15 protein-coding genes, 1 tRNA gene and 1 pseudogene are annotated in these 25,688 nt (G+C 42.4%); 8 read left to right on the top strand and 9 right to left on the bottom strand.

Annotation, left to right across the window (positions count from 1 at the left end):
* Positions 1-158 precede the first annotated feature (158 nt).
* Positions 159-1,049: an AraC family transcriptional regulator gene (locus D0T60_RS03235; RefSeq protein ID WP_163216711.1), complete on the top strand. Its 891-nt coding sequence runs from the start codon at positions 159-161 to the stop codon at positions 1,047-1,049.
* A 129-nt stretch (positions 1,050-1,178) separates the two neighbouring features.
* On the opposite strand, the gene D0T60_RS03230 is transcribed toward D0T60_RS03235, so the two are convergent.
* Entirely contained in the window at positions 1,179-3,605 is a 2,427-nt protein-coding gene (locus tag D0T60_RS03230) for a glycosyl hydrolase family 95 catalytic domain-containing protein (protein WP_163216710.1), read from the bottom strand.
* A gap of 157 nt (positions 3,606-3,762) precedes the next feature.
* On the opposite strand from D0T60_RS03230, the gene D0T60_RS03225 reads away from it, so the two are divergent.
* From D0T60_RS03225 to D0T60_RS03205, 5 genes are all read left to right on the top strand, one after another.
* Complete coding sequence (locus tag D0T60_RS03225) at positions 3,763-7,803, top strand: two-component regulator propeller domain-containing protein (RefSeq protein ID WP_163216709.1); 4,041 nt, start codon at positions 3,763-3,765, stop codon at positions 7,801-7,803.
* 169 nt (positions 7,804-7,972) lie between these two features.
* Entirely contained in the window at positions 7,973-9,988 is a 2,016-nt protein-coding gene (locus D0T60_RS03220) for an alpha-galactosidase (protein WP_163216708.1), read from the top strand.
* A 28-nt stretch (positions 9,989-10,016) separates the two neighbouring features.
* Positions 10,017-12,182: an alpha-galactosidase gene (locus D0T60_RS03215; RefSeq protein WP_163216707.1), complete on the top strand. Its 2,166-nt coding sequence runs from the start codon at positions 10,017-10,019 to the stop codon at positions 12,180-12,182.
* 82 nt (positions 12,183-12,264) lie between these two features.
* Positions 12,265-13,779, top strand: a complete 1,515-nt coding sequence (gene gpmI, locus D0T60_RS03210) for a 2,3-bisphosphoglycerate-independent phosphoglycerate mutase (protein WP_163216706.1) — start codon at positions 12,265-12,267, stop codon at positions 13,777-13,779.
* 91 nt (positions 13,780-13,870) lie between these two features.
* Positions 13,871-14,452: a DUF3109 family protein gene (locus D0T60_RS03205; RefSeq protein ID WP_163216705.1), complete on the top strand. Its 582-nt coding sequence runs from the start codon at positions 13,871-13,873 to the stop codon at positions 14,450-14,452.
* 116 nt (positions 14,453-14,568) lie between these two features.
* Here D0T60_RS03205 and gyrB read toward each other — a convergent pair whose 3' ends face one another.
* From gyrB to D0T60_RS03190, 3 genes are all read right to left on the bottom strand, one after another.
* Entirely contained in the window at positions 14,569-16,527 is a 1,959-nt protein-coding gene (gene gyrB, locus D0T60_RS03200) for a DNA topoisomerase (ATP-hydrolyzing) subunit B (RefSeq protein ID WP_163216704.1), read from the bottom strand.
* Positions 16,528-16,713: 186 nt separating this feature from the next.
* Complete coding sequence (gene rpsT / locus D0T60_RS03195) at positions 16,714-16,968, bottom strand: 30S ribosomal protein S20 (protein ID WP_163216703.1); 255 nt, start codon at positions 16,966-16,968, stop codon at positions 16,714-16,716.
* 38 nt (positions 16,969-17,006) lie between these two features.
* A tRNA-Glu gene (locus D0T60_RS03190) sits at positions 17,007-17,078 on the bottom strand.
* A 477-nt stretch (positions 17,079-17,555) separates the two neighbouring features.
* On the opposite strand from D0T60_RS03190, the gene recO reads away from it, so the two are divergent.
* On the top strand, positions 17,556-18,284 hold the full coding sequence (recO, locus tag D0T60_RS03185) for a DNA repair protein RecO (protein WP_163216702.1): 729 nt from the start codon (positions 17,556-17,558) through the stop codon (positions 18,282-18,284).
* Here the strand turns inward: recO and D0T60_RS03180 are convergent.
* From D0T60_RS03180 to D0T60_RS03160, 5 genes are all read right to left on the bottom strand, one after another.
* Positions 18,281-19,402 (bottom strand): four-carbon acid sugar kinase family protein, encoded by a 1,122-nt coding sequence (locus tag D0T60_RS03180; protein ID WP_163216701.1) that lies wholly within the window; start codon positions 19,400-19,402, stop codon positions 18,281-18,283. The genes recO and D0T60_RS03180 overlap by 4 nt on opposite strands.
* 87 nt (positions 19,403-19,489) lie before the next feature.
* Positions 19,490-20,542 (bottom strand): 4-hydroxythreonine-4-phosphate dehydrogenase PdxA, encoded by a 1,053-nt coding sequence (gene pdxA / locus D0T60_RS03175; RefSeq protein ID WP_163216700.1) that lies wholly within the window; start codon positions 20,540-20,542, stop codon positions 19,490-19,492.
* A 98-nt stretch (positions 20,543-20,640) separates the two neighbouring features.
* Positions 20,641-21,840 (bottom strand): iron-containing alcohol dehydrogenase, encoded by a 1,200-nt coding sequence (locus D0T60_RS03170; RefSeq protein WP_163216699.1) that lies wholly within the window; start codon positions 21,838-21,840, stop codon positions 20,641-20,643.
* Positions 21,841-21,871: 31 nt separating this feature from the next.
* Complete coding sequence (locus D0T60_RS03165) at positions 21,872-23,479, bottom strand: sodium:solute symporter (RefSeq protein ID WP_163216698.1); 1,608 nt, start codon at positions 23,477-23,479, stop codon at positions 21,872-21,874.
* The gene (locus tag D0T60_RS03160; protein ID WP_163216697.1) at positions 23,476-24,369 is read right to left on the bottom strand and encodes a dihydrodipicolinate synthase family protein; all 894 of its coding nucleotides are present in this window, start codon (positions 24,367-24,369) and stop codon (positions 23,476-23,478) included. Before D0T60_RS03160 ends, D0T60_RS03165 begins: the two co-directional genes overlap by 4 nt.
* A 458-nt stretch (positions 24,370-24,827) precedes the next feature.
* On the opposite strand from D0T60_RS03160, the pseudogene D0T60_RS18750 reads away from it, so the two are divergent.
* Positions 24,828-25,688, top strand: a pseudogene (locus tag D0T60_RS18750) (sialate O-acetylesterase); the annotation flags it as partial.

Below are 25,688 nucleotides of genomic sequence, written 5' to 3'. Positions count from 1 at the left end.
CATGTAAAATATCACTATTTTAGCAGGAGTATTGATGAATGAACACAGAGGCGTAGAGACACAGAGGTTTTAATTTACTAATTCACGGTTATTTATATACAACTCTGTGTCTCTGTGCCTTTGTGTTCTAAATGATATAATCTTCTAAACAGCATAGAATGGAAACCATAGCCGAAGGATTTAAAGGGGAAAAAGCCATTATCACTCCTTATAATATAAGAGAGTTGCAGGCAAAGAATAAAATTACAAAGCAGATGTATGTAACCCACATCGGCTATTACCCCCATGCAAAATATCACTATCGGGAAAGAGTAGACGGAACCAACGAAAATATTCTTATCTATTGCGAAAAGGGCAAAGGCTGGGTAGAATGTGGTGGAGAGAGGTACCACCTAACTGCCAATCAGGTATTTATCATACCCGAGAAAGCAGCGCATGCTTACGGAGCCAACCTCCAAGACCCGTGGAGCATTTGCTGGATTCACTTTCAGGGAACAAACGTAGATATGTTCCAATCCATCATAGGAAGACCCGTTTCTTTGAAGGACTCTGCCAACAGCAGGCATGGAGAAAGGCTTTTACTGTTTGAAGAAATGTTTCGGAATCTGGAGATGGGATATAGTCCCGAGAATCTGGAGCATATCTCTTTTTGCCTCATGTACTTTCTGGCTTCCATTAAATACTTGCAGCAGTACAGAGAGATCAAAAATGTAAAAGTTGACGATGTGGTGCAAAAAAGCATTCTCTTTATGAAGGAGAATCTCGAAAACAAAATCACATTGGAAGACATAGCACGTGAAGCGGGTTATTCGGTATCGCATCTAACCACCTTGTTCACTCAAAAAACATCTTATTCGCCTATTGTTTATTATAATCAGCTCCGCATTCAAAGAGCTTGCTCTTATTTGCAATTCACGGAATTGAAGATTAAAGAGATTGCATTCAAATTAGGGTTCTTCGATCCCTTCCATTTCTCGAAGGCTTTTGTGAAGGAGATGGAGATTACTCCGAAGGAGTATAGGAAAAGGTATCAGGAGAGGAAGGAGTAGCTTGAAGTAAGCATCTGGGTTAAATGAAGGGTTCATTTACTTCAAATGCTTACTTCATTTAACCCGAATGCTTACTTCATTTGATTGAAATGCTTATGGCATTCAATTTGATTCTCAGCAAATTCATTATCATTGTATCTCTACCAAATCATTTTCTTTAAGCATTAAGGTAACCAACCCCTTTGCATCCGGAGTCATTTCTGTTTTCTCCCCATTGATAAAGATAGCATATTTTCCTTCTTTCGGCACCTTCACTGTAAACGAATTATCCGCTGTTGCTTTCAGCGAAGCTCCTGCCAGTTTTCCGTTTTTCCAGTTAGCCGACATTTCTCCTCCTCCTTTCACACATAAGCCTTTAAAGTATCCGTTTTTCCATTGCTCAGGCAAACAAGGCAACAAATCAATCACTTCATCATGACTTTGAATAAGCATTTCCGCCATACCTGCCGCGCCTGCCGCATTTCCGTCGAAGATAAATATATCATACGGAGCCCCTGCTATACCTGCGGGCGACATGCTTAGCAGTGTTTCGCGAGTTAACGTACCCAATAATTGTTGCAAACTGGCATACGCTTCTTTTGTGTCTCGTAAGCGGGCATACATACAAATCATGTTGGCACGGCTCCATTCCGTATCTTCCCAATCGGGAGTAGCCAGTCGGTTTTCAATGGTTTTTCTACAAGCGGCTGCCAGTTCAGGTGTTTTATCGGGAGTGATCTGCGAATACGGATAAAGTGCAAGCAAGTGAGTTGTATGTCGGTGGTTCGGGTGTGCTTCCTCATAATCCTTAAACCATTCCTGCAATCCACCGTTTCTTTCAGAGATGAAGAAAGGAGGCAGCTTTTGAAGGGATGTTCTAAGACTGTCGGCAAAAGGACGATCCATACCCAGAATCTCGGAAGCCTTAATACAATAAGAGAAGATTTCTTCTACAAACACACGGTCGCAAGTAGGCATCATCGAAGCACAGTAATTACCTCCTTCGTGGCGGAAGCTATTCTCGGGAGAGATACTCGGACCTGTTACCAGATAGCCATTATTGGGGTCTATTACCATATAATCCAATAAGAACTCCGCATTGCTTTTCAAAAGGGGATAGGCTATTTCCGCCAGATACTTCTTGTCTTGCGTATACTCATATTGAGTCCACAAATGAGAAGCAAGCCAGGAAGAAGCTGTTGGAAATAGACCCCAGGCGATGCTGCCTGATACGGCTGCATATCCCCACACATTAGCAGTGGTGTGCGCTGTCCAACCTTTACAACCGTAAAGATCTTGAGCGACTTTGGTTCCGTGATGTGCCAAATCTTTAATATACCCAAAGAGCGGAGTATGGCATTCGGCCAGATTACCTACATTGGCAATCCAGTAATTCTGTTGCGTATTAATATCCAGGTGATAATCATTGGTCCATCCCATGTGGCAAGCGAGGTTGTCATTAAAGAAACCTTGCAAGGCAACAGGCAACGGAGAGTTAGGGCGAGAAGAGGCTATTAGTAAATAGCGTGCATATTGAAAGAACAATGCATCCAAGTCAGGATCGGCAACTCCTTCTTTCACCTGTGCCCAACGTTTATCCGTCGGTAGTTTATTATAGCGTCCATCGCCCAACGACATATCCACTCTTTCGAACAAAGGAGCATAGTCGGCTATATGACGTTCGCGTAGCGAGGTAAAGTCAGCACCTAAAACCTTCTCGGTGGTTTCTTTACATACTTTTTTATAATCATAGCCTGCAAATACGGTGCTTTTAAAGTTCGTACGGATATCGGCTACCAACATCACTTCCGTAGCATCTTTAATAGATAGCGTTTTTTCGTTTGCTTCCACCGTTCCGTCTTGTAGCTTTACGGCAATGCGACCGTCAAAGAGTACGCCGCCCGATCCGTGTTTCTCGAACTCAGCGTTTCCTGTATAGATCAACTGATTACCCTCTGCGCGTATTTCCGCATTCCTTAATAAGTCGAGGCTGATTTCCATTTGAATACTGCCAGGCTTATCGGCTTTTATATTCCATACAATTGCATCATCAGGGTTGGTAGCAATGCACTCGCGGGTATAATTAACATTCCCTGCGCGATAAGTTACTTTACTGACGGCTGTATGCAAATCCAGTTCCCGTTGATACTGACTAATCTTTCCTTCGGGATAAGTAAACCGGATCTTTAAGTCTCCCATCGGCAGATGAGTACCGAAGGAATGGGCGGTTCCGTGCATTGCATTGCCTGCAATTCCATTACCATCAGCTAAATTACCATCAAAGAACAACTGCCTTAGTTCATCCAGCTTTTTCCTTCCGAAAGGGCGTTGTTGTTGCTCGTCGTATTGTCCCGACCATAAGGTACTTTCATTCAGCGCGAGTGTTTCCTCCTCTATTCCGCCATATACCATTACACCAATGCGACCATTGCCTAAAGGGAGAGACTGCATCCACTCCGCGGCGGGTTGGTCATACCAAAACTTGAAGGTATTCGTCTTGGAGTCAGATGCCTGACAACCCGTAAGAAAAAGAACGATACTTCCGATAAATCCTGCAAACGTCTTTATACTTTTCATGTTTCATTAATTGAGTTAATTCGATTGTTGCAAAGATATTCGGAGAGATTAGATGAAAATGACACAAATGCGCCTATTACTGCAACAAATGCTTCATACTGACGCAACATATTGTTTTTTATCTATATTTGCATCAAATGTAACCTTTTTAAGAGCCATGAAACGAATTGCCCTACCTCTAATTTTCTCCTTCTTATTGTACTTTAATGGGAGTTTGCTTATTGCGCAGAATTCTTCCAATTATTATTTTTCTCATATTAATGGAGAGAACGGATTATCTGCCAGTAATGTCAAAACAATCTTGCAAGATAGCTACGGTTTTATGTGGTTCGGTACAAAGAATGGCTTGAACCGATACGACGGAACTTCCATTCTTCAACTTAACTGCAAAGACTTGCATACAGGCATGGGGAATAACAACATCAGCACCTTATTCGAAGATAGCAACCAAAAACTATGGGTAGGCACCGACCGGGGGATTTATATCTATGACCCCACAGAAGATAACTTCACTCAATTAAGACCTTCATCGGCCGAGGGAGTCACTCCCGATAACTGGGTGGCAGAAATCCTGTCTGATACACAAGGAGATATTTGGGTGCTTATCCCCGATCAGGGAGTATTTTGCTTTCGGAAAGAGAAAATGAAGTATTACCCGATAACCGGTAGAGCGAATATCAAAACTGAAAGTCCTAATTGTATGTGTATCAATGATAAAGGGGAAATATGGGTGGGCACTACCAATTTAGGACTGTTTCAATATAATCGGCAGGAAGATACATTTGAACAACGTTTCGGTAATAGCGGAGAAATACTTGTAGGAAAGAGTATAGAAGGTATTTGTGCTCAAGGAGATGATTTAATCTTAGCCGTTCTGGAAGGAGAAGTCATGAAGTATCATACCGCTTCGGGAAAACTAACCTCCCTTATTCAACTGAATAACAATAAAACGATTCTACGAGATATTGAATGCTTTGGAAATGAAGTCTGGGTAGGTTCTCACCACGGGTTATACATTATAAATACAGACAAACAAAGCATCACCCACCTGAAAGAAGACCTCATGCGCTCTTTCAGCCTTTCCGATAACATTATCTATAAGATCTATCGGGATTCGGTGGGAGGAGTCTGGATCGGTACCATGTTCGGTGGCGTAAACTACTTACCCGATCATTCGTTGATGTTCAGTAAATATGTGCCCGGAAGTGATGGAAACTCATTAAATACCAAACGCATACGCGGATTAGCAGAAGATGCCGACGGAAACATCTGGATAGGAACCGAAGATAGTGGTATTAATGTGTTGAACCCCCAAAATGGTCGTGTTCATCGAATAAATGGAAGCAACCCCGACCATTTAATCTCTGTTTGTGTAGAGTATCATGATAAGAAAGTCTACTGTGGTTTATTTAAGCAAGGAATGGATGTGGTTAGTCTGCCTGGCGAGCATCTACGGAATTACAGTGAAAAGAAACTGGGTATCGAAGAAGGAAGTGTTTACTCTTTCCTGATAGACAGTAAAGGTAGAAAATGGATAGGGACAGGCTGGGGGCTCTATATGGCCGATCGGGATAAAGAAACTTATACCCGCATTGATCAGGTAGGCTATGGCTGGATATTCGATATCATGGAAGCTACAGACGGCACCATCTGGTTTGCCACAATGGGAATTGGTATTTGGAAATGTAATGCCGATGCGGCTTCTTTCCAATGGTACCCGTCGGAACAAACCAATTTAAAGTCTAACTCCATCAGTGCTATTATGGAAGATAGCAAAGGAAACATTTGGTTCTCTACCGATCGGGGCGGTATTTCCCGCTACAATAAGGGCGAAGACAATTTCACCACTTTTACTGTTGAAGACGGCCTGCCCGACGATGTTACTTATGATATGTTAGAAGATAACCGAGGGAATCTTTGGTTTGGAACCAATAAGGGATTGGTGAAATTTAATCCCGATACCCGTGACGTTCGTGTGTTTACTACCAAAGACGGGTTATTGGGTAATCAATTTAACTATAAATCGGCCCTGAAAGCTAAAGACGGACGCTTTTACTTTGGAGGAGTCGATGGATTGGTAGCTTTTAATCCTCATGCGGAAGAAAAATACCATCAACCCGCTCCCGTGTACATATCTAAGTTGAGTATATATAATAAGGAGGTTACTGTGCATACTCCTCACTCTCCGTTAAAGAAATCAATCACCCATACAGAAAAGATAGTGCTTCCTTATAATCAGGCTAACTTGAGCTTCGATATAGCACTGCTTAGTTATTCCGCAGGAGAAGCCAATCAATATTATTATAAAATGGAGCCTGTCGACAAAGATTGGATACGAGCCATAAGTAACCAAAACATCTCTTATGCCAAGCTCTCTCCCGGTCGGTACACCTTTCAGGTAAAAGCTGCTTCGGGTGGAAATATAGAAGAAGCCTCGTTCCGTTCCTTATCTATCGACATTTTACCTCCTTGGTGGCAATCATCCTGGGCCTACTTGTTGTATACCATTTGCATTATCTTGACTGTTTATGGATGTCTCCTTTGGTATAAACAGCGTAAGGAACGACAGATGGAAGAACGTCAGAAACTGTTTGAAGTGAGAAAAGAAAAGGAACTGTACGAATCTAAAGTTGAATTTTTTACGGAGATCGCTCACGAAATTCGCACGCCGCTCTCCTTAATCAATGGCCCGCTGGAAGCTATACAAGAGATGGAAATACAAGAAACAGGGCTAAAGAAGTATATAAATGTAATGGTGCAGAATACTAAACGTCTTCTGGAACTCACCGGGCAGTTGCTCGACTTCCAGAAAATCAGTGCCAACAAACTTGTTATGAAGTTCGAGAGTGTGGACGTTACTGCCTTGCTTAAAGAAACCGTTGCCCGTTTTGAAATTACCATCAACCTGAATAAAAAGGAGTTAATCCTGAATCTGACAGATGAAACCGTATGGGCCTCTGTTGATAAAGAAGCCATTACCAAAATATTGAGTAACCTGCTTAACAACGCTTTAAAGTACGCCCGTAAAACCATTGTAGTGGAACTCGAAAGCGATCGGGAAAACTTTACCATTCGTGTAACCAGTGATGGAAACCGAATTCCCGAAGGAATCAGTCAGCGTATATTCGAACCTTTCTACCAAACGGAAGGGAAAGAAGAACCGCGGAATGGAGTAGGGATAGGGCTTTCTTTGGCTCGTTCTTTAGCCTTATTGCATAAAGGCACCCTTTATTTGGATACCAAACAGGAAGACAATGCATTTGTGCTCAATGTTCCGCTGAATAAGGGAGGCATTATACGAGAGAATGATAAAGCCATTCAAAAGGATATTGTGGTGCTGGATGAAGAAACATCCATCGCCACCGATATGCACAGCTATACCCTTTTGTTTGTGGAAGATAATGAAAGCATGCTTACCTTTATTCAGGAAAGATTGCAGGAATTCTTCACTGTAGAAGTTGCCCGGAATGGTAAAGAGGCATTGGAAATACTCCGAAGCATCCATGTCGATCTTATTATCAGCGATATCATGATGCCTGTGATGAATGGCTATCAACTTTGCAAAGAGGTAAAGTCGGATATTAACCTTTCTCACATCCCCCTTATATTCCTTACTGCCAAAAATGACTTAGACAGTAAGATTAATGGCCTGAAGTATGGCGCAGAGGCTTATGTAGAGAAACCTTTTTCTTTTAATTATCTCAAAGAACAAGTACTTTCTTTATTGGATAATCGTCGGAGAGAGCGGGAAGCCTTCTCTAAACGTCCTTTCTTCACTGTGGATAATATGCAGATGAACAAAGCGGACGAGGACTTTATGAATAGAGTGATTCAAATTATTGAGGAGAATATAACAGATGATTCCTTTGGTGTAGAGCGCATGGCGGAAATTCTTTATATGAGCCGATCCAGCTTATTGCGTAAGATAAAAACCTTATTCAACCTTTCTACACTTGACTTCATCCGTTTGATTAAACTGAAGAAAGCCGCCGAATATATTCAGGAAGGCAGACACCGCATCAGTGATGTATGTTATATGGTAGGAATTAATTCGCCTTCCTACTTTAGCAAAATATTCACGAAGCAGTTTGGCATGAGTCCGAAAGATTTTGAGAGGCAACATCAACCAGGAAAGCAACCTGTTATTCCCGAAGAGTTGAAGAATGCGGGAGAGAATAGTGGGGAAGAAGAAGGTTGACGTTTGAATATATCTAAATGCTTCAAAAAATGAAAGATTCATGCATTACCCCCTTTCCAACCTGCATTTTGCGTTAAACTTATCATTTTTTGAAGCGTTTGTGTCTTTTCCTCCTACCATTTATAGCTACTTTTGGCATGACCAATTATTAATATCATTAATCAAACCAATGAAAAACAAAATTCAATATCTAAAGAATCTTTCCTTGGCTTGCCTTCTCTTGTTGGGGCTTTGCGGATGTGGAAATTCATCCGGTAATCTGATTGCAGGAAAGTGGGCTATACAGTTTAATCCGGAGAATAAATCAATCAACATTTATCAGGATTCCGTTCTGATAGCCGATGCCCTATATGCATCTTATCAACTCGATAAAAAGCAGGTGGCCACCCGCGACTATTCTACCTATCAAATTAAAACAAGTAAGATAAAAGACTCTTTCGGTAAAGGACATCTTTATACCATTATCTATAAAGATGAGGCATTGCCTACACTCACTCAATACTTTTATTTGTATCCGAATAACGACTATCTATTGACAGAATTTACTCTTGAAGATAATAACGGAGTTGCTTCCAACCGGATGGCTCCTGTACAAATCGATCGCATGCCACAAATACTTCGCCCGGGTGAGAATAATCGTGCCTTGTTTGTTCCTTTTGATAACGACAAATGGGTGCGCTATCAATCTCACCCGCTGACATTTGATAAGCTTACCAGCTATGAAGTAACAGCAATCTTTAATAACGACAATCGTCAGGGCCTGATTGTAGGTTCTGTCGAACACGATAATTGGAAAACAGGTATTACAATAGGAAAAGGTAACAAAGAGAATGTGGGTTCATTGGCTTGCTATGGAGGCATAGCCGATGAATTGACACGGGATGTAAAAACGCACGGTATATTAAAAGGTAAAAAGATTAAATCGCCCAAAGTGTTATATGGGCTTTTCGGTAACTGGTGCGACGGGTTGGAAGCTTATGCTAAAGCCAACGCTGTAATTGCCCCTCCCAAATCCTGGGAGAAAGCTGTTCCATTTGGTTGGAACAGCTGGGGGGCATTGCAGTTTAGCCTTACCTACGAGAAAGCGTTGGAAGTATCTGACTTCTTTAAAGAGAATCTGCAAAATGACGGTTTTGTAAATCCTGATAACACCCTTTACATCGGGTTAGACTCGGGTTGGAACAGCTTTAGCGAAGAACAACTCAAATCCTTCATAGACAAATGCAAAGCCAATGGACAAATCGGAGGAATCTACTGGACGCCCTTTACCGATTGGGGAAAGAATCCCGACCGTACCATTGATGCTGCTCCCGAATATAAATACAAAGACATTTATCTGTATGCCAATGGCGAACCTCAGGAACTGGACGGTGCATACGCCATTGATCCTACCCATCCTGCAGTGGAGGCTATGATGAAAGAGATTTCCGAATTATTCCGTCGCACAGGTTATGAATATGTAAAGATGGACTTCATGACGCATGGAGCTATGGAAGCCGACAGTTGGCATAACCCCGAAATCACCACAGGAATACAAGGTTATAACTATGGGCTGAAACTTCTTAATCAGTATTTCGGAGATATGTACATCAACCTTTCTATCTCTCCTGTTTTCCCCGCACAATATGCACAATCCAGAAGAATAGCTTGCGATGCCTGGAATAAAATCAAGGATACAGAATATACACTAAACGCTCTTTCTTATGGCTGGTGGCAAAAGTATATCTATCAGTACAACGATGCAGATCATATCGTATTAAGAGATGCGACCGAAGGAGAGAATCGGGCGCGTATTACTTCGGGGGTAATCACAGGAATCTATATTGTAGGAGATGATTTCAGTAAGGAAGGCCCGACTGATTCCAAAGAAAGATCGATTAAACTCTTAACAAACAAAAGCGTAAACGCTGTGGCTACAGGCGAAGTATTCCGCCCGGTTGAAGGTAACGGAGCACAATCCGAAAACATCTTCATCCGCAAGAACGAAGACGGAACAGTGCATTGCGCCATATTCAACTATTCCGATAATGAATTGAATGTCACTTTATCTTTCGAAAGAATAGGATTGGATGCAACCAAAGAATATCGGTTAACCGAATTATGGAGTGGTGAAACATTGACAGCAGCGAAAGAACTCTCGCTCACCATTCCTGCTAAAGATGTGAAACTGATTGAGATGAAATAAATTCATATAACATTATAAACCAAAAACAATGAATACCTTGAAAACGAAAACTATCTTTTTGCTGTTCCTGTTTTGCCTAACCACCTCGTTAAAAGCAGCCGACACCCCTGTTATTAAGATTGAAACGAGCAACATCAGCCTCATTTATCAAGTAGGAGAAAACGGACGACTGTATCAGCGTTATCTGGGACAGAAACTAAACCACGACTCGGATATTAATTTCCTTCCAAAAGGAACCGAAGCCTATCTGACTCATGGCATGGAAGATTACTTTGAACCTGCCATTCAAATACTGCATAATGACGGCAATTCTTCTTTGTTATTAAAGTATGTCACTCACTCAAACCGTCAGTTAGAATCGGGAGTGAATGAAACCATTATCACCTTGCAGGATGATAAATATCCTGTGACTGTTAAGCTTTACTATATTGCTTATAGCAAAGAAAACATCATTAAAACATATACCGAAATCAGTCATCGCGAAAAGAAGCCTGTTGTGTTAAGTAAATATGCTTCTTCCATGCTTCACCTCAATCGGGCTAAATACTTCCTGACCGAATTTGCAGGCGACTGGGCGCATGAAGCTAATATCACCGAGCGCGAACTGGACTTTGGTAAAAAAGTGATTGATACCAAGTTAGGCTCACGTGCCAATATGTTCGTATCTCCTTTCTTTCAATTAGCTGTAGATCGTGAATCCGATGAGAATAGCGGCGAAGTATTGGTAGGTACCATTGGTTGGACAGGCAACTTCCGTTTTACTTTCGAAGTAGACAATAAAAATGAATTGCGTATTATCTCAGGTATCAACCCTTATGCTTCCGAATATCAATTGGCAAGTGGTGAAGTATTCCGCACTCCCGACTTTTACTTTACTTACAGCTTCGATGGTCGCGGACAAGCCAGTCGTAACTTCCATGACTGGGCTCGTAAACACCAACTAAAAGACGGTGATAAAACCCGAATGACTTTATTGAACAACTGGGAAGCCACTTACTTTAACTTCAACGAAGATAAACTGATCGGTTTAATGGACGAAGCCGTGAAACTGGGTGTAGATATGTTCCTTTTGGATGATGGATGGTTTGCCAATAAGTACCCCCGCAGCAGTGATACGCAAGGTTTGGGCGATTGGGGCGAAACCAAAGACAAACTTCCCAACGGAGTAGGTCGTTTAGTAGACGAAGCCAAAAAGAAGGGTATTAAATTCGGTATTTGGATAGAACCCGAAATGGTGAATCCTAAAAGCGAATTGTACGAAAAGCATAAAGATTGGGTGATCCATTTGCCTAATCGCGATGAATATTATTTCCGCAACCAGTTAGTTCTTGACCTTAGCAACCCTGCTGTTCAAGATCATGTATTTGGCGTAGTAGACAAGCTAATGACTAAATACCCCGATATTGCATTCTTCAAATGGGACTGTAACAGCCCGATTACCAATATCTATTCGCCTTACTTAAAAAACAAACAATCTCATTTATACATTGAGCATGTACGCGGACTTTATAAGGTACTGGATAGAGTAAAAGCCAAATATCCCAACTTACCCATGATGCTTTGTGCCGGCGGTGGCGGGCGTTCGGATTATGAAGCCCTTAAATACTTCACCGAATTCTGGCCAAGCGATAATACCGACCCGATAGAACGCTTATTTATTCAGTGGGGCTTCTCACAAGTATTCCCAAGCAAGGCTCTTTGTGCACACGTTACTACTTGGAACCGCAGCACAAGCATCAAGTTTCGCACCGATGTAGCCATGATGGGTAAGCTTGGTTTCGATATCAAACTTGAAGACATGAATGAAAACGAACAGCAATATTGTCGCCGGGCCGTACTCAATTACAACAGGCTGAAACCGGTTATTCTCGAAGGTGACCTTTACCGTTTGGTTTCACCTTATGGCAGCAATCACACATCTTCTATGTATGTGGGTAAAGACAAACAAAAAGCAGTGGTTTTTGCTTTCGACATCTATCCGCGTTATGCCGAAAAAACACTCCCCGTGCGCTTGCAAGGATTAGATAAAGACAAGAAGTATAGAGTGACGGAAACCAACCTGATGCCGGGTGCAAATTCTTCCCTGCCGGGCAATGATCAGGTCTACTCCGGTGAGTATCTGATGAATGTAGGTTTGAATATCTTTACCGGACAGAAGCTGAAGAGTAGAGTTATCGAAGTGGTAGCGGAGTAAGTTTCACAATTAATTTGTACCTTTGCCGGCATATTAAAGTTTTTATAAACTCACCATTCAGGTACTAATAAACTAAAACAATATGAGTAAAAAAGCCCTTTTAATGATTCTCGACGGATGGGGAATCGGTAATCACGGAAAAGCAGACGTTATCTTCAATACACCAACTCCTTATTGGGATTATTTAGTAAATACGTATCCACATTCGCAACTGCAGGCAAGCGGTGAAAACGTAGGTTTGCCCGACGGACAGATGGGTAACTCCGAAGTAGGTCATCTGAATATTGGTGCGGGACGTGTAGTGTATCAAGACTTGGTAAAGATCAACCTGGCTTGTCGTGATAACAGCATTCTAAAGAATCCCGAAATCATTTCCGCTTTCAGCTATGCCAAAGAAAACGGAAAGAATATTCACTTCATGGGGTTAACTTCAGATGGTGGAGTACACAGTTCACTGGATCATCTGTTTAAACTTTGCGATATCTCCAAAGAATACGGAATTGATAATACCTTCATCCACTGCTTTATGGACGGTCGTGATACCGACCCAAAGAGCGGAAAAGGATTCATCGAACAACTGGATGCCCATACAAAAAAGAGCGCAGGCAAAATCGCTTCTATCATCGGACGTTACTATGCGATGGACCGCGACAAACGTTGGGAACGTGTAAAAGAAGCGTATGATTTATTGGTAAGCGGCACAGGCAAAAAAGCTACGGACATGGCTCAGGCTGTGCAAGAGTCTTATGATGAAGGTGTAACCGATGAATTTATCAAACCAATCGTGAATGCAAACTTCGATGGTACCATCAAAGAAGGCGATGTAGTTATCTTCTTCAACTATCGTAACGACCGTGCGAAAGAATTGACCGTGGTTCTTTCTCAACAAGATATGCCCGAAGCAGGAATGCACACCATTCCTAACTTGCAATTCTATAGCATGACTCCGTATGATGCATCTTTCAAAGGTGTACACGTACTCTTCGATAAAGACAATGTAGAAAATACTTTAGGCGAATACCTCGCTTCTCAAAACAAATCTCAGCTTCACATTGCAGAGACAGAGAAGTACGCACACGTTACTTTCTTCTTCAATGGCGGTCGCGAAACTCCATTCGATGGTGAAGAACGTATCTTGGTTCCTTCTCCCAAAGTAGCTACTTACGACCTGAAACCGGAAATGAGTGCTTTCGAAGTAAAAGAAAAGTTGGTTGAGGCTATCAATACCGAAAAGTTTGATTGTATCATCGTAAACTATGCAAATGGTGACATGGTAGGTCATACAGGTGTTTACGAAGCCATTGAGAAAGCAGTGAAAGCAGTAGATGCTTGCGTAAAGGATACCATCGAAGCAGCAAAAGCGCATGGTTATGAGGCTATCATCATTGCCGACCACGGTAATGCGGATAATGCAGTGAATGAAGATGGTTCTCCAAATACAGCTCACTCACTAAACCCAGTTCCTTGCGTGTATGTAACAGAGAACAAGGATGCAAAGATTGAGAATGGTATCTTGGCAGATGTAGCTCCTACTATCCTAAATATAATGGGATTGGAGGTTCCGAAGGAAATGACAGGACGCATATTAATAAAATAATCCTGTAGAGACGCACGGCGTGCGTCTTATTATAAATGCACAGATAAAGGATATGGAGACGCACACCGTGCGTCTCTACAAATTTAAAAACATGGTACAAATTGACGACATCGTAGTAAGCCTCGACGTATTCACCCAAAAGTTTATCTGCAACCTCGATGCCTGCAAAGGCGAATGTTGCATAGAAGGTGACGCCGGCGCTCCCGTAGAAGATAATGAATTAGCAAAATTAGAAGAAGTCCTTCCCATTGTTTGGGATGATCTTTCTCCTAAAGCGCAGGCAGTTATTAACAAACAAGGCGTTTGCTATAGAGATAGTGATGGCGATTTGGTTACTTCCATCGTAGATGGCAAAGACTGTGTTTTTACCTGTTATGATGAAAAAGGCTATTGCTATTGTGCCATCGAGAAAGCTTATCGAGAAGGCAAGGTAGATTTCTACAAACCTATTTCCTGTCACCTATACCCCATTCGCGTTGCCGATTACGGAACTTTTAAAGCACTCAACTTCCATAAATGGAGTGTTTGCCATGCAGCTTGGCTGTTGGGAGAAAAGGAAAATGTGGCAGTATATCAATTCCTGAAAGAACCGCTGACCCGTAAATTTGGAGAGGTTTGGTATAAGGAGTTGGAGAGTGTGGCACAGGAGTTGAAGGAGCAGGGGATGATTTGATGATAGATAATAAGACAGATTGAGAATGTTCTTTAATAAAAAACGCCGCTAAAAGGTTTCCCTTTTACCGGCGTTTCCTCGTTGTAAGATGTGAGGTTGGTTTTATTAATAATTAATTAAGTATCGATATTAGCGTATGTAGCATTCTCTTCGATAAACTCGCGGCGGGGCGCTACGTCGTCACCCATCAGCATAGACATTACTTTATCAACTTCCGAAGCGTTTTCAATAGTAATTTGTTTCAGCATACGGTTTTCGGGGTCCATAGTTGTTTCCCAAAGCTGAGTAGCGTTCATCTCTCCCAAACCTTTGTAACGTTGTGTGTGGATAGCATTTTCAGAACCACCACCATACGTCTCGATAAATTTCTGACGTTGTGCATCTGTCCAGCAGTACTCTTCCACTTTTCCTTTTTTACATAGATAGAGCGGGGGAGTAGCGATGTACAAATACCCGTTCAGAATCAGTTCGGGCATATAGCGGAAGAAGAATGTCATGATCAGTGTGTCGATGTGAGAACCATCGACGTCGGCATCGGTCATGATAATGATCTTCTTGTAGCGTAGTTTTTCGATGTTGGCCGCTTTGCTGTCTTCTTCGGTACCAATGGTTACGCCTAAAGCGGTGTATATGTTGCGAATTTCATCACTTTCCAATGCTTTGTGATACATGGCTTTCTCTACATTCAGGATTTTACCACGAAGTGGGAGAATAGCTTGGAAGGCGCGGTTACGTCCTTGCTTCGCTGTACCACCTGCCGAGTCCCCTTCGACAAGGAATAATTCGCATTTGTCCGGATCGCGATCCGAGCAGTCGGCCAGTTTACCGGGAAGTCCGCCACCTGACATGGGTGATTTGCGTTGTACCATCTCGCGAGCTTTACGAGCTGCGTGACGAGCGGTAGCAGCCAAGATCACTTTGTCTACAATCACTTTGGCTTCTTTCGGATGTTCTTCCAGGAAGTATGTCAGTGCTTCGCCCACAGCTTGGTCAACGGCACCCATAACCTCATTATTACCTAATTTGGTTTTGGTTTGTCCTTCGAATTGTGGCTCGGCTACTTTGATAGAGATAACGGCTGTTAGCCCTTCGCGGAAGTCATCGCCCGAGATTTCAACCTTTACTTTTTCGAGCATCTTTGAATCTTCGGCATACTTCTTTAAAGTACGGGTTAAAGCGCGACGGAAACCGGCCAGGTGAGTACCCCCTTCAATGGTATTGATGTTATTCACATAAGAGTGAATGTTTTCAGAATACGAGGTGTTGTACATAATGGCCACTTCTACGGGAGTGCCTTGCTTTTCTGTGTTGATGTAGATTACATCTTGAATCAAGCGCTCGCGGGCAGAATCAATGAATTGAACGAATTCTTTCAATCCTTCTTCCGAGTAGAATGTTTCGTTTTTATAGCTACCGTCTTCGTTTTGTTCGCGCATGTCGGTTAGGGTGATGGTAATACCTGCATTCAGGTAAGCCAGTTCGCGCATACGGGCAGCTAAGATATCGTATTTATACTCTAAAACAGTAAATATGGTTGGGTCGGGATGAAATTCCTGACGTGTTCCTCTTTTATCGGTGGTGCCTACTTCCTTTACGGAATACATAGGTTTACCACATTCGTATTCTTGTTGGTATATTTTTCCGTCTTTGAATACCTGGGTAGTCATGTGTGTAGACAGGGCGTTCACACAGGATACACCTACACCATGCAAACCTCCGGATACTTTGTAAGAGTCCTTGTCGAATTTACCTCCGGCATGGAGTACGGTCATTACAACTTCTAATGCAGATTTTTTTTCTTTCTCGTGGAAGTCTACCGGGATACCGCGTCCGTTATCTTGTACTGTTATTGAATTGTCTTGGTTGATGGTGACATCGATACGATCACAATATCCGGCCAATGCTTCGTCGATAGAGTTATCTACTACTTCATAAACCAGATGATGTAATCCTTTTAGGCCTGTGTCTCCAATGTACATCGCAGGACGTTTTCTTACTGCTTCAAGACCCTCTAAGACCTGGATACTATCCGCTGAATACGTACCGTTGTTGTTTGTGATTTGTTCTTCAATCATAATTTATTTTCCTATTAGAATAACTGAGCAAATATACTAAAAAAATCTTGCGTTATAAAGGAAAATAAACGTCAAAGTGAGGCGAATTATAGCTTTTTATCTTTTGGTTTCGGGGGAGGGGTAAAAGTAAAAAGGCCGAACTTTAAAGTTCAGCCTTTTGCACTTAAATATCTTCTGATTAACAAATTAACCTAATCTGTTAATGTATAGAGCAAGTTTTGATTTTAAGTTGTTAGCTTTGTTTTTGTGAATGATGTTCACTTTCGCAAGCTTATCAACTTTCTTAACGATGAATGGGTACAGAGCAGTTGCTTCTGCTTTGTCTGTAGTGGAACGAAGTTTCTTAATAACAGTTCTTGCGCTCTTTGCATAGTATCTGTTATGAAGCTTTCTTCTTTCTTCTTGTCTGATTCTCTTTAGTGATGATTTATGATTTGCCATTTCGACTAATCTTTTTAATTTCGTTATTTTTTTATTTGTAGCCCATAGGGGAGTCGAACCCCTCTTTCAAGAATGAAAATCTTGCGTCCTAACCGATAGACGAATGGGCCATCATGTCTTGCATTTCTGCGTTCGCTCTGAGATTATCTCTCGATTGCGGATGCAAAGGTAAGGCTTATTTTTGAATCTCCAAACATTTCTGCAGAAAAAAGTGAATTTCTTGTGATTTTTATTCTAATGCCGGTTGTAATTGCTTCTAAAGCCAGTAGCATTTGACTTGATTGCCGGTAGCAGTTTCTTTAAATGCCGGTTTCATTTCTTTTTCTTTCTTTGGTGTTTGGTATATTACTTCTTCTTCTTCTTTATCATCATCATTATATATATAGCTATAATTTTGCCATACGTTTTGCTATAAGTTTGCCATACGTTTGCTATAAGTTCGCTATTAGCGTTTTATAGCGTTCGCTATTTTTGGGGGCTATACTCACAGTAATAAAATGCTGTTTTGTTCTTTAAAGCTTTTTATGTAGTTTTGCATTATTACCCAACAAACTATAAACTCCAAACTCTAAACTAAAACTCCAAACATGCTTCAAAAGACGCTTGGTATCGTTCTTCACTCTTTAAAATACAATGATACGTCTAATATTGTCGATATCTATACGGAGTTAGCGGGTAGGGTTACTTTTCTGGTGCCTGCCACACGCTCTAAGAAGTCGGCTGTTAAGTCGGTTCTTTTTCAGCCTTTATCTATTGTGGATATAGATACGAATATTCGTCCGAATACAAGCTTGCACCGTATTAAAGAGGCAAAATCGGCCTATCCTTTTATTTCGATTCCTTATGATCCTTATAAATCTGCCATTGCTCTTTTCCTGGCAGAGTTTTTATATAGAGGGGTTAGGGAGGAAACGGAGAACCGTCCTTTGTTTGCCTATTTGCAACACTCTATTGCTTGGCTGGATGCATGCAAAGAGGATTATGCCAATTTTCATTTGGTGTTTTTGATGCGTCTTTCTCGCTTCTTAGGTTTGTATCCTAACCTCGAAGATTATCAGAGAGGAGATTATTTCGATTTGTTGAATGCTTCTTTCACTTCGATTCGTCCACACCTACATTCTTCTTATATAGGAGGAGAGGAGGCGTATCGGTTGACTCGCCTTATGCGTATGAATTATGAAACGATGCATTTGTTTGGCATGAATCGGGTGGAAAGAGCTCGCTGTATTCAGATTATCACCGATTATTATCAGTTGCACATTCCGGGCTTTAAGGAGTTAAAGTCGTTGGCGATATTGCAGGAGTTGTTCGACTAAATAAACGTATCCCCCCATTCATAACTCCCGGGTTTCATAATGATAGGTAGTTTCGGAATGTCGGAACTAATAAGGCGTATTACCCCCGGACTTATTTCTTCTTTTACCGTAAACTGGCAACATTGCATAGCTGTTAGGATAGCGTAGGCAGTAGCTCCTCCTTCAATAATTAATTCGTCCGGGAAATGTTCTTTTAACAGAGCAATGACGCTTTCCGTAAGGACTCCTTTTAAACGGAGGGCAAACTCTTTTCCTTTTCGGGGAGGATGATTAATCATTAAGAGTAGGGAGCGGGAGGTAGCGTATAGCTCTTTCAATTCAGAGATCCATTTATCGGGGCTTCCTCCTTCGAATACTTCTTGGGGCATATTACAAAAAGGGATGTTTTTTCTTATCATGTAGGGGTAGGTTGATAAGTTATGTTTCATGGTGCTTCCACAAACAATAAGTGCATCCTTGTTGCCTAATATCTGTTGAGGTTGCCGATTGATACGCGGAAGAAGCGAAATGAGCGGATGAACGCGGAAATCTTTGTATGCAGACTTTAAATAGCAGACAAAGAAATCTGCGCCTCCTGCCGGCAAGGTGTCGGGGGTTAAAGAGGCGGTATGTTCTTCTATTTCTTGTATGCCGATGGCATTGGCGATGGTGAAGTGTTTGTTCCCTTTTAAGAAGGAATGAACTTCCGAACTTTCCGCGGGAAACTCAGGGTCGTCTTTAAAAGATGTTTCGTGTAGTGGAGTGTCGTTTATATAATACATTCCCTCCTTTATGACTCTTCCTTTGGAGGGATTTTGGGGAATTAATAAAGCCTGTTTAAACAGACCTGCTTCTAAGAACGGTTGTAGCTCGGCGGTTAAGTGCCCTCGCAAGGCGGAGTCTACTTTCTTAAAGATATTCTTTATACCGGATCTTTTTAAGATCTGCACCAGTTTTGTGCTTTGTGTAATAGCCTCTTCTTCACTGAGGGAGCGGGTATCTGTGGCATATACCAGCAGATCGCAATCTTTGGGAAGAAGTCGTGTGTTCATTACTAATCTGACTTTCAATCCGAAGCGAAGCCCAATCCCTGCGATTTCTGCTGCTCCTGTTATATCATCGGCTATTACACAAATCATAAAACGGTAACTGTATGTGGATAATTATTTTTTTCAGAACACAAAGGTACAGAGGCACAGAGGTTTAATCAATTCAAAGCCTGAAGTTTAATCTCTGTGTTTCTGTGTCTCTGTGTTCTTATTGTTTGCCATTCTTGTCGCATAATCAATGGAGAGCAACATGGCATCCGGACTGGCAATTCCTTTACCTGCTACATCAAAGGCGGTTCCATGATCTACGGATACGCGGATAATGGGCAGACCTAAGGTGATATTGACTCCTTGTACACTTTCCATCTTTCCGGTTTGGGGATCCCAGTTGAAGCCGACAACCTTAAACGGAATATGACCCTGATCGTGATACATAGCCACGCAACCATCATATTGTCCGCATTTGGCTTTGGCAAAAAGAGTGTCGGGAGGTACGGGACCTTCTACATGATAGCCCATCTCTTTAAGGGCATTAACGGCGGGAATGATTTCTTTTTCTTCTTCCCAACCAAATAAACCGTTATCGCTGGAATGGGGGTTCAAGCCTGCTATGCCGATGCGTGGGTTCTTGATGCCGAATTGTTGGCAGGCGTCTGCAATAAGTTGAGTTACATCTATGATGCGGTCTTTCTTCACCCGGTCGCAAGCTTCGCGCAAGGATACATGGGTGGAGACATGAATCACCCGAAGGAATTCATCTGCCAGCAACATAGCGTACTTAGCCGTTTGGGTGAAGTGAGCATATATCTCGGTATGACCATCGAAGTGATGCCCTGCCAGATTCAACGCTTCTTTATTAATAGGAGCGGTGACGGTTCCATCTACTTCTTTATTCATGGCTAACTCAATCGCTTTTTTGATAGACTGAAATGCCGCATCGCCTGCCTGTGCAGATACTTTTCCGTATAGAATCTGATCGAGTTTAGGGAAATTCAGGTCGTATACATCAATCGTATTAGGTGCGAATAAGGCATCGGATACTTGGTGTATGACATGGATGCTCATCGGAAGTTCGGTTACTTTGATGGCTTTCTGCATCACGGCAGCATCGCCTACTACCAACGGGCGGCATTTTTGGTACACTTCCGGTTGGTGTAATGCTTTGACGATGATTTCGGGGCCGATACCTGCGGGGTCGCCCATGGTGATGGCTAATATTGGTTTTTTCATGCTCTGGTGTATGTTGTTTTTGTGAACCACAGATTAACACAGATTTTCGCGGATTAAATTATAATAATAATCTGTGCTAATCTGCGTTAATCTGTGGTTCAAAATAATGATTCATAAATCGCTTTCGCATCTGCCAAGGTAACCTCTCTCGGATTATTCTTTAATAAACGAGTTACCTGCATAGCAGCTTTTGCCATTCCATCGACAGCTTCCTGTGGAATACCAATCTCAGACAGCTTGGTAGGGATGCCGCAATCTTTGGATAGTTGGGTAATGTGGTTAACACCATTCTCTGCTGTCTCTTCATTGTTCTTTCCTATGGGAGCACCACAGGCTATGGCTACTTCTGCATATTTGCGCACATCTGCACTACGGTTGAATTTCATAACAGAGGGCAACAGAATGGCGTTTGCCAATCCATGCGAAATATGAAATTCGCCTCCTAACGGATAAGATAACGCATGTACAGCAGCCGTGTTCACAGGGCCAAGACAGATGCCACCGTAGTAACTGCCTAATAATAAGGCTTCGCGGGCTTCTATGTCTTTTCCGTCTTTCACGGCACGAAGCAGATTAGAGGCAATCAGTTCCATTCCCATACGGGCATACATATCAATTACAGGGTGGGCGAACTTATTGGTATATGCTTCGATGCAATGAGTCAGCGCATCCATGCCCGTTTCGGCTGTAATCTTGGGGGGAACTGTTACTGTGAGTTGCGGGTCCAGATAGGCAGCATCTGCTACTAAGTAAGGGCTGACGATTCCTTTCTTCAGTTTATCTTTTTCGTCTAATAATATGGAGTTGGGAGATACCTCGCTTCCAGTTCCCGCTGTAGTAGGCAAACAAGCCAACCAGCGTTTGCGGCTTTTCAGGAAGCCGGTACCGAAGATGTCTTCTACTTTCTGATCGCTTTCAATAAGGGCAGCTACCAGTTTGGCGGTATCCAACACACTGCCACCGCCTACGCCGATTACGCTGTCGGCGTTGAAGTCGCGGGCTTTTTCGAGTACTTCATAGAAGTGGGCAACGGTAGGTTCCTGAGTAATCCCCTCGTAAATGCAAATGCTTACCTTATCGGCTTCCAATTGTTCCAACATGGGTTTAATCAGAGGCAGTATGGGGGGAGCTGTGAGGATGAATAATCGTTTGTAACCCAGTTGGCGGAAATCCTCGCAGAACTGTGTAGTGCTGCATCCGGTGCCGAATACAATTTTATTCGGTTGTAAGATGGTTAAAGCCTCACCCCAACCCTCTCCAAAGGAGAGGGAATGAGAAGCTCTTGTTGATTTGTTCATATTTTTCTTTTTTAGTTTTAATCTGTTTCTTTCATTCTTCTTTCTCCCTCTCCTTTGGAGAGGGTTGGGGAGAGGCTTCTTTTCTTTTCTCCTCCAAATACCCATAAATAGTAAGCTCTTTATCTGCCAGTGGTGTTTTAAAGAAGAAACTGGCAAAATAACCCACCACAAAAAGAATGATATGACTATATACACCTAACATATATTTATGCTGGGTGAAGTTAAGACTACCCAAATCGAGTATGATGCGTTTGCCTAAGCCATCGCCAAAGTCTACCTTCATAGAGGTTAAAGTGGCATAAGCCGTAAATAAGATGGCTGCTGCAATACCAACATACAACCCTTGTTTATTGGCCCGGCGACTAAGCAAGCCTAATAGGAACAGTCCCACAATACCGGCCGAGAAGATGGCGTATAGCCCAAAGACTACTCCCAGCACTCCTTCGCCACCCCAATAGGCATAAATCATGGCTACTCCCACGGCAGCTACTCCCGATACTCCTACCAAAATACGTCCCAGGCGCAGGCGTTGTTTATCGGTGCTTTGAGGTTTAAAGCGCACATAATAATCTTCTACGCCAATGGCGGCCAGGCAGTTCATATCCGAGTCCAGACTGGAAATGGCTCCTGCTGCCAGTGCTGCTACAATTAATCCGGTGATACCGATAGGTAGCTCGGTAGCAATAAAGAACGGGAATACTTCGTCTGCTTTAATGCCATCGGGCAGTGCGGCGCCACTTGTTTGGTAAAATACATACAAGGCAGTACCGATAAACATAAATAACGCCCAGATGGGCACACTCATAAATACCCCGATGTATGCGGCCTTTTTAGCAGATTTATCATCTTTGGCTGTGAGGTAACGCTGTACAATGGTTTGGTCTGTTCCATACTTCTGAATAGCGTAGAAAACACCGTTAAGTGCCATAACGATAAACGTTAACTGCGTAAAGTCCCAGTCGTAAGGCCCGAAACTGATTTTATTCATTTCGATGGCTGTGCTGAATACTCCCAACGGTCCGCCTTCGGGTTTAAACAAAAGGATGAGGGCGCAAATAACACCGCCGCCAATCAACATAAATCCTTGTATAACATCCATCCAGATAACGGCTTCGATACCTCCCAGCAAGGTGAGCAGAATGATGGCGATGCCAAGCACAATGATAACCGTATAAATATCAATTCCCAGAAAAGGAGACATGGCCATAGCCACCAGAAAGAATACAGTTCCCATCTTAGAGAAATGGGTGAGTATAAAAGCCACCGAACTGTAAATACGGGCAAAGAGTCCGAACCGTCTTTCAAAATACTCGTAGGTACTAAGTTTAATGACGCGGCGAAACAGTGGTACAATAATCCCAATCAGGGCTACAAGTACAATTGGCACCATTAATCCCTGCACCAGCAGAATCCAGTTTCCTGCATACGCTGCCCCGGGGTACGCCAGGAAGGTAACACTACTAATCAGTGTGGCAAATATAGACATACCGATGGCCCAGGCAGGAATGTTACGCCCTCCCGCGAAATAGTTATCGGTGCTTTTCTGACGGCGTGAGAAATAAAGACCTACGCCAATGGCTAATACAACAGACAGGAAGACAATGGTTAAGTCTACCCAATGCATCAAAGGTTCGTTCATGGTGTTTTTAGTATGATTTCTTGTTCTTCGTTAGCGGTTAATCGGGTGAGGGGAGAGAGCATGTCGGGTCCGCAAAGATCTTTGGTACCCATCATGACTTTCAGGGCAGCCAATGATTGTCCCAGAGTGCGACCTTCCTGGTAGATGCGGGCTATTCCGTCGGTTTCTTGTTGCAACTTGTCGGCTGTGGTTGTATCTCCTGCAAGGGCGGCGGTGTATAGGTCGGCAAACATTTCGGGGATGAAATTTCCTGTACTGGGCACAATGCCATCGGCTCCTTTATATAAGCTGTTGGCCGACTGGGCAGCCCATCCGCAGAAGTAAGCAAAGTTTGAATGTTCGCGAGAGATTTGCAGGCAGGCTTCCATTCGTTCAAGATCACGCTCGGAATCTTTCAGACCAACGATGTTGGGATGGGTGCTTAATCTCTGTACAATATCTACAGGGATGCTCATGTGAGTAGTTGCCTTTATATTATAAAGCATAAGAGGGGCGGTGATGCGATCTGCCAATGTAGTATAATAAGTGTACATTTGCTCGTCCGTAAGTGCGTAATAGCTTGGAAGGGTAGCTACAATGACATCGGCACCGAGTGAATGGTACAAGTTGGCCATTTGGATGTGTTCCTCGGTACAACAGCCGTTGAGTCCCACATAGATAATCATATCCGAATTGGCAGGCACAGCTTTCACGGCAGCTTCTACCAGTTTTTTACCTTGCTCTGCTGATACTGAATTTCCTTCTCCTGTAGTTCCCATTAAGAGAGGAGACACCTGGCAGGCTGCGAATTTGCGAATGATTTTGTTTACGGCAGTGGTGTCGATTTCTCCTTGTGGAGTGATGGGAGTAATCATGGGTACTACCACTCCTTTGTATTTGCTATCTTTCATTATTTAAACGTATACGGTTAATTCTGTTTAGTAAGACGGTTGAGGTGGGGTTTAGTACTCATGTTTAGGTTGGCAAGTTAGGAGTTATTAGGAACTTTGCTCTGTTAATTCATAATGGTATGGAAAGGAGGGCTTTTCACCACAGATTACGCAGATTTTCACAGATTAAATTATTCCACTACAAAACCAAAGAGGACAGAGCTTTTAGTTAATAATCTGTGAAAATCCGTGTTAATCTGTGGTGAATTAACTCAAAACAGTACGGAATTATATCAACTTGTACAAAAAGACATCCTGTTTATACCCATCAGGCTGTATATTTGCCCTCGTTAATCAAATTATAACCTTCGTGTCATGAAACACCAAATCTTACCTATCTTTCTTTTCTTCAAGGATTGAAGAGTATAGAAAAGAAATTATCAACAAATACAGTAAAATAGATTATTTAAAATAGAAAAATGAAAAACATTCTTGTAACATTCCTACTATTCCTCTTTGGAGGAACCTATACAATAAGCATCGCCCAATCGCAAGAGAAAACCCCTGTTCATGTATTTATCACAGCAGGGCAATCTAATACCGATGGCCGGGTAAACAATAAATTGTTGCCTTCCTATATAAAGGAGTTGGCAACAGATACCATAGATTACAAACAAGGACAATACCCCTTCTGCAAAATCTCCCAGAATAGGGGAGACGGTCTTTTCGTTCCCTACTGGCCCAAAGGTAGAATAACAGATGGTCTTTGGACGTATGACGCCATTACTTATTACCAGATAGATAAAGCCCTTCGGGAAGATTTTTATGTAGTGAAGTGGGCAGTAGGAGGTACGTCTATCGGTTTTCCAAACGATACGGTGAAAGGCCGATACTGGTCGGCAAATCCTGAATGGTTAAAGAATACCGCCTCTTCTCAAAAGAAAGGAAAGTCTTTGCTGCTTTCCTTTACCGAAGCCATTGATGCAAGCATCGACCAAACATTATCCAAAATAGAGCAAGGATATCATATAGATGCCTTCCTGTGGCATCAGGGCGAAAGTGACGACCGATATGCAGGAGATTACTACAAGAACCTGAAAGCAGTTATCAGCCATGTACGTACACATTTAACCCAAAAAACCGGGAAGAATTATCTGAATCTACCTTTTGTTTTTGGTTCCATTCCCAAAGCAAACCGCCATTACAGAGCAGAGGTAGATGCAGCCATGCGCTGTATTGCTGAAGAAGATGCGAATGCTTACCTCATTGATATGTCGCAAGGCGAGTTGCAAAAAGACCGTACCCATTTTAATGAGGTATCTGCCGAATACCTGGGACAA

This window comes from Bacteroides sp. 224, assembly GCF_010500995.1.
Taxonomy (GTDB): domain Bacteria; phylum Bacteroidota; class Bacteroidia; order Bacteroidales; family Bacteroidaceae; genus Bacteroides.
Note: the sequence above shows the minus strand (reverse complement) of the source record. Positions and strands in the feature narration are given on the sequence as shown.